This window comes from Chryseobacterium antibioticum, from assembly GCF_012927325.1.
GTDB classification, from domain to species: Bacteria; Bacteroidota; Bacteroidia; order Flavobacteriales; family Weeksellaceae; genus Chryseobacterium; species Chryseobacterium antibioticum.
The window spans coordinates 58,080-64,533 of record NZ_JABBGI010000030.1 but is presented as its reverse complement, the minus strand read 5'-3'; the positions used below and the strand labels follow the sequence as shown (position 1 = coordinate 64,533).

The 6,454-nt window shown below is 33.0% G+C and carries 6 protein-coding genes; 3 read left to right on the top strand and 3 right to left on the bottom strand.

What is annotated here, in order from left to right:
• Window positions 1–98: 98 nt before the first annotated feature.
• On the bottom strand, window positions 99–587 hold the full coding sequence (locus HHL23_RS18985; protein ID WP_185194894.1) for an AhpC/TSA family protein: 489 nt from the start codon (window positions 585–587) through the stop codon (window positions 99–101).
• A gap of 349 nt (window positions 588–936) precedes the next feature.
• Between HHL23_RS18985 and HHL23_RS18980 the strand changes: the two genes are divergently transcribed.
• Together HHL23_RS18980 and HHL23_RS18975 are read left to right on the top strand one after the other, a co-directional pair.
• The gene (locus HHL23_RS18980) at window positions 937–2,025 is read left to right on the top strand and encodes a fatty acid desaturase family protein (RefSeq protein WP_169236344.1); all 1,089 of its coding nucleotides are present in this window, start codon (window positions 937–939) and stop codon (window positions 2,023–2,025) included.
• A 377-nt stretch (window positions 2,026–2,402) separates the two neighbouring features.
• Window positions 2,403–2,555, top strand: a complete 153-nt coding sequence (locus HHL23_RS18975) for a hypothetical protein (protein WP_169236343.1) — start codon at window positions 2,403–2,405, stop codon at window positions 2,553–2,555.
• Between the two features lie 41 nt (window positions 2,556–2,596).
• Here HHL23_RS18975 and HHL23_RS18970 read toward each other — a convergent pair whose 3' ends face one another.
• Together HHL23_RS18970 and HHL23_RS18965 are read right to left on the bottom strand one after the other, a co-directional pair.
• Window positions 2,597–3,643, bottom strand: a complete 1,047-nt coding sequence (locus HHL23_RS18970) for a serine hydrolase domain-containing protein (protein WP_169236342.1) — start codon at window positions 3,641–3,643, stop codon at window positions 2,597–2,599.
• Between the two features lie 157 nt (window positions 3,644–3,800).
• Window positions 3,801–4,925, bottom strand: a complete 1,125-nt coding sequence (locus HHL23_RS18965) for a helix-turn-helix domain-containing protein (RefSeq protein WP_169236341.1) — start codon at window positions 4,923–4,925, stop codon at window positions 3,801–3,803.
• A 462-nt stretch (window positions 4,926–5,387) separates the two neighbouring features.
• Between HHL23_RS18965 and HHL23_RS18960 the strand changes: the two genes are divergently transcribed.
• Complete coding sequence (locus HHL23_RS18960) at window positions 5,388–6,443, top strand: hypothetical protein (protein ID WP_169236340.1); 1,056 nt, start codon at window positions 5,388–5,390, stop codon at window positions 6,441–6,443.
• The last annotated feature ends 11 nt before the right edge of the window (window positions 6,444–6,454 follow it).

Sequence of the window (6,454 nt, the reverse complement as noted above, 5' to 3'; positions counted from 1 at the left end):
CATTTACTTTTTTTCTTCTCGATTTAACTGCTTGATTCACTGTTAAATATACAAAAAACAAACCAAAAAAACAATTAAAATAACTGATAATCAACGTATTAAATCCATAACTTAATGACATTGGGCTCTGCCCCGGGGTAGTTTATTTTTTCTGATTTACTATAAGATTTGGTATTGTCGATCTGCTCAAACAGAACGTGTGAATGACTTAGATAATCCTTTAGCTCTTTTTCATCTTCTATAAAACCTTCTACAATACCAATAAAATAAGCGTCATTTTTATACTTCGTATATAGAGCATTAAACTCTTCTGCCATATCATAAGACTCACTCTTTTTTAAATAAGACTTGTCGTAAATGAAAACCACAAGATTTTTGTCTTTATAATTCTGTGAATTGAATACAGTACCATTAATTGTTTTAGCTGAAAAATATCTGGGCCTTGCATTGAATGAAAAATCAATCTGATTATTTCTCAGCGCCTTAGCTTCTTTTTCGAATTCCTTTAAAATTCTCTCTTTTTTTTGTTCTTTGCTTTCACAAGATAATATAGATAAGCTTATTAATAGGACTAAAATATGTTTCATGATAGTTTTTTTATGATTGATGAATGAGATTCTTAAATATACATTAATGTTTTTATTGAAGCAACCAAAAGCAAAGGCAGGAAATTCTGCTTTGGCACAATTAGCAAAATATTCAAGCTCAAAATATAGGCAAAGATGTTTTTCAGAAGATACGGAGGAAATAATCCGAGTAAATCAATCAATCAATCTTACAGATTGTTTTGAATTAAAACTATAATAAACGGGTAATTAATCCGTTATACTATTACATGATCCGGTAATGTGCCGGAATACTCAACATTCTTCTTATTCCAACACCCGATTTTAATACATTGTTTGTTCGTGTAAAGTAGATCAAACATGATATCTTATGTCACAAAAAGTTAGATTCCCATCCGCTTCCGGTTCTCGTTTTTACGGAACCGTCAGAAGCAGAGTAGATCAATATTTCAGTCAGCAACAATTAAGTCAATATGCCAATGCTTACATGTGGAGTAAGACTGTATTTTTCCTTGCAGGGTTCATAGGAATTTACCTTGTAATCATTTCGGGCCTGCTCCCTACCTGGATGCTCTTGCCACTTGCAGTGGTTCTGGGTATGTTTAGTGCCTTTGTAGGCTTCAATGTATGTCACGATGCTATACATGGTGCGCTCTCCGGTAATAAAAAAGTGAATAAACTGTTCGGGTTTATTTTTAATCTGATCGGCGCCAATCCATACGTTTGGAGCATCACCCACAATGTGGTTCACCACACCTATACAAATATCCCCGGGCACGATGAGGATATTGAGGTAGCACCGGGATTGATCCGGATTGCTGAAGAAGATAAAGTGAATCGCATTCAGCTGTACCAACATTGGTATGCTTTTCCGCTTTACAGCCTGGCTTCCCTGTCATGGGTGTTCCGTAAGGATTTTGTAAAGTTTTTCCAGAAAAAAATTGGCGCACATCAGAATAAGCACCCTAAGCTGGAGTATTTCAATTTATTTTTCTATAAAGCGCTCTATTACTTTCTGTTCATTGTATTGCCGTTATTGGTGCTGGATGTAAGCTGGTGGCAGTTTTTGATTGGCTTTCTGCTCTTACATATTGCTGAAGGTTTAACGATGGGACTGGTGTTTCAGCTGGCCCACGTTGTTGAAGGTACCAATTTCCCGATACCTAATGAAACCGGACAGATGGAAGAAGCTTGGGCAGAGCATCAGATGCGTACAACAGCGAATTTTGCAACGCATAATAAACTCGCGGCATTTTTTCTTGGTGGACTGAACAGACAGATAGAGCATCACCTGTTTCCTAAAGTCTGCCATATACATTATGGGGAAATCTCTGTAATAGTGAAGAAGACAGCAATGGAGTTCAACTTGCCCTATATTGAAAATAAGAGCTTTTTATCCGCGCTGCGCTCGCATTTTCTAACGCTGAAAAAATTTGGCAAAGAGGCGGCCATGAATTAGCCAGAAGTATCAATAAACCATTACATTCTTTCATTTGAAAATCATTCCTTATATTTTGAAAAAAGGTATTTCTGTTCGAGGAGGTTTTCAATATTACGGAGATTATCTCCGGGAGAAGCACAAGCCTGAGCATCAAGGAAAAAAAATATACTTACAGAAATTTTGTTGATGAAAAGGAAAAAGACGATGGTAAAGATTCATTCTATCTGAAAGATTATGTAAAATAAACTACAGATAAATAGTAAAATTAATCATTATTTGTTTTTTCATTCTATTGGACTTATAAATGTGGATTCCGATTTGACTCTGATAAATTAAATGAACTCTTTGAGATTGAAACTTCAAAACTGAAATTAAATCCAATCATCAAAGATCTTATGAAAGAAATACTTTTAGATAATTATAAACAATTCACATACGATATCGAAGCTTTTATAGATGATTTGATTCGTTTAAGCCAAATTATGCAAGAATACAAAGCTCATTTTTATCAGATAATTTTCTTGTTGGCTAAACTTTTTGCAATATAATTTTAAGCACTCGAGACAATCGAAGTTAGCATAGTTGATCTTTAGTTTGCTTTGATGTCCTCATACAATTGATCAACTACTTTTTCTAAAATTTCTCCTGTTTCATTAAAGCTGGTGTTTGTCAATATAGATATTCCTATATTTTGTTTAGGATAAATCACAAACCAATTCTGCATTCCGTATATACCACCGTGATGTCTATACATTAATTGATTATCATTTTCTATGATGTACCAATGATAACCTTCCCAAAAATCAGAGCCTTCTTTATATAATTTTTTATGAGATTCGTTGATAATAAGATTTGATGGGTCAAGTTGCAATTTCATATATTTCACTAAATCCGTAGTCGTAGAATGTAATCCTGAGATTCCACCCCATAAAGTTCTGTTGAAGTTGGGCATTAACTCATTTTTATCGTTATAGCCTTTTACCAGTCTTTTTCTGTCATTTTCATTGAGTGTAAACTTGGTTTGGTTCATTGTATTGGGTTTCAAAATAAATTCAATGACCAGTTCCTCAAAAGATTTTTGATACACTTTTTCAAGGATATAGGCTGTCAACTCCGGAGCCGTGTTTGAATAGGAATAGAGTTCTCCGGGTTTCGTTTCAATGTTGATGAGTTTTAATCCTTCAAAAAAAGCCTTTTTGTTTTCGCTTTTTATAGGAAAATTAGGAAACCCACTGGTATGGGTGATGAGGTGTTTGATTCTTATAGGTTCACCTTTAAATGCTAAATTGGGATAAGGTTCGTTAAGATAGATTCTAATATCATCATCTAAATTTATTTTTTTATCAAGTACGGCTTTAGCGGCTATATAACCTGTAAAAGTTTTAGTGACAGAAGCTAATTCATAAAGGGTGGAATCGTTGGGTTTGTTTCCTTTTCCAATCGTTAATTCTCCAAAATGTTTTATCGTGGATTTTCCATCTTTAAGCACGGCAATGGAAACAGAATGAAATCTTTTGTCCTCTAATAACTGAAGCGCATTTTTTGTAATCGCATGTTCAACATTTTGTGTATGGATTGGATGAACACTTTTACACCCAAGTAAGACAAAAAATAAAATAGGGGTTACATATTTCATAGTTTCTAAGTTTTAATTTGACATTCATAATCTGATGCAAATATGCTGTAGAGAATCTTGAAAAAAGTCCGTGTAAAAAAGTCGGACTCATTTTATTCATTAAAATGAGTCCGATTATCTGCAAACCAGAGTTCGAATATTTACAATTGGTTAACTATCAGCTATTTCTGAATGCTGTTGGTGTTTGGTTCGTGTATTTTTTAAATGAAGTATGAAAAGAAGATTTTGAATTGAAACCCACTTCATATAAAATTTCTAACACCGTATATCCTTTTTTCGTGGGATCTTTCAGAATGGTCATTGCTTTTTTAACGCGGTATTCATTCACGAAATCAAAAAAGTGCTGATTGAGGTGATGGTTAATTAATACAGACAACTCACGAACAGGAATATTCACCTGATCCGCCAATTCCTGAATCGTTAATGAAGGTTCTAAGAAGGGTTCTTTTTCAACCATGAATTTTTTAAGCTGTTCGATCTGAAAACTTTTTGTTTCGTCGGTTTTATTTTCAGTTTCCAGCGTTTCTGCAAAATCTTTTGTCGGCTGTAAGGTAGAATCAATTCTGCGAAAAAGCTCAGGATAATTTAATGCCTTTAGTATAAACCAACAGGCAGCCAATAAAAAGGAAGTTCCTGCCAGAATATGCAGCCAGATAAACAGATCGTTGTATGCGGTATATCGTATGATATTTTTAAAAATAATACATACATGGATGAATAAGAAAATGATGGTAAGCTGAAACAGCCATTTATATAGCAAAGTGTTGGGATTCGTGTAGTTTTCAAGATAAATCTTCTTATATTTTTTGAGTATCATGAATACGCCAACGATATAAAAGAAAAACTGCAGTTCCCCGATGAGTTGATAAAAAAACATTTCAGGAGAGTGCCACATCGTTGTAAAGAAATCTTCTTTTGCAGCACCTTCTGCCAGATAAAGTCTTGGAACTAAAATTAAATTGGCAACAATGAAAGGAATAAGATGCAGTAAATGCTTTCTTTTTAAGGTGAAATCTGAATAACAAACGGCATTCACATACAGATAAAAAAGAGGCATGACCAATAAGTAAGCAGATATTTTGAAAGCTTTCAGATTATAACTATCCACAAAAAGATGCATGAAAATTCCGCTGATATCAATGGCATTAATGATAAGGAACGCTGCAAATAATCTGTTTTCCAGTTTTCTTTCTGTTTGTACCGTTAACAAAAATACGGCAAGCAAGAGCGATACAAAAACAGCAATCGCAGCAATAACTTCCAGAAAACTTAATTTGTCCATTAGTTTTTTTACAAAAATAGGATATAAGTCATAAAGAGAAATGATTGTCAATCATCATTTTTCAAATATTGTGCTCTGGTGTGGAAAGTTTCCTGACTTTGATCTAATAAAGACTTTGGAGATCGGGTACAGCCATTCTGTAAGACGATTCCTGAGTTGGCTTGGAAGCTTTGCGTGGTTCATATCTGAGCCTGAGCATTTGATTTTCTTAAGTTATAGAGAAAGGAAATTGTTTGAATTTTAATAGAACTGCTCAAATTTTCACATAATTTAAAAATTTACAATGTCCGACATGGTAATTTTTTAATAGCAATATATTTTTATTGACTTTAATTTATTTACGGGAACACGTAACTACTGATAGTGTATTTTTAATATATTTGACAACAATGTTATAAATCATAACATTAGCAAGGGTTTTAACTATAATTCAGTAGAATTATATTTTATTCAATTAATTAAATGGCAGACAATAACAATTTACAGCAGGAAGTAGCTTTTCCACAGCGTGACCTCCAAATTCATAGCATTAGTTCATATACCTTGGATTTAGATGCTAACAAGCACACCAGTTTAGAAGCATCTGAAAATCAAGCGGACTATATGAATTTTATCCACGGTATTGTTCATGAAATTTCAATACAAGGAGGTAGACAATTTATATTTAATAGCATACATACTGAGGTTGTTAATATTGTCAGCCAAATAGTTAAAGGTGATATAGATTTCCGTGAGGTAGAAGCAATTGCCGACAGATTGCTGAGAATTGAAGTGGAGGCTCAGGAAAAAATTTCAAAATTAGGTAAACAATTGCATGAAGGTTTGCTTATCATTTCGCATATAACTGATCGAAATATTGAAAAAATCATAATTTGTAAAGCTGAAACTCTTTCCTATATAGAAAGAAAAACCTTTACTCAACAAGATGGATTTCCGCTAAAGAAAAAGATTTTTAAATCTGTTCAAATCATTTTTGATAATGACAAAAATATTCAAGATATTTATGTTAATGATATAAATGAATCAATATCAAAGTATTGGTGGGACAGTTTTTTAGAACTCGCAAAAAAATACGAAGATGAGGAAAATACAAAAAAGGCTTTTACTATAATTGAATCCAAAATTCTTAATGCTATAAGGAAAGAATCAAATATTGATTTTTGGAATTTAAGAAATACTACAATTCATTATTTTCGCTCGAATGAAGAATTTGAAATGCAAGATTATATTGATAAATGTCTAAATGGATATGTTCCGGAAAAAGAAGGTCTTGATATTGACAAATATATAAATAGAGCTAAAGAACTTCCAGCAAAATTTGCTTTTGATCCACAATTTAGCTTAGTTAAAAAAGCAATTACTGCGAAAATAAAAAGAACTATTACTTTACATGAAAGTATTGATTTGGTTCTTAAGGGGGAAGTAAATCCAGGAACAATCGAGAGTGCGCGTAATGACCGACAAGAAAAAGGCATATTTATCAAGACCTCAACAGGCTTTGAAGAATTTGGTGGTTAATATCTAAAATT

Excerpts from the sequence above, each read along its gene's own strand:
- HHL23_RS18975 (WP_169236343.1), top strand. The coding sequence starts at position 2,403 with ATGAAAGAAATACTTTTAGATAATTATAAACAATTCACATACGATATC.
- HHL23_RS18965 (WP_169236341.1), bottom strand. The coding sequence starts at position 4,925 with ATGGACAAATTAAGTTTTCTGGAAGTTATTGCTGCGATTGCTGTTTTT.
- HHL23_RS18985 (WP_185194894.1), bottom strand. The coding sequence starts at position 587 with ATGAAACATATTTTAGTCCTATTAATAAGCTTATCTATATTATCTTGT.
- HHL23_RS18970 (WP_169236342.1), bottom strand. The coding sequence starts at position 3,643 with ATGAAATATGTAACCCCTATTTTATTTTTTGTCTTACTTGGGTGTAAA.
- HHL23_RS18960 (WP_169236340.1), top strand. The coding sequence starts at position 5,388 with ATGGCAGACAATAACAATTTACAGCAGGAAGTAGCTTTTCCACAGCGT.
- HHL23_RS18980 (WP_169236344.1), top strand. The coding sequence starts at position 937 with ATGTCACAAAAAGTTAGATTCCCATCCGCTTCCGGTTCTCGTTTTTAC.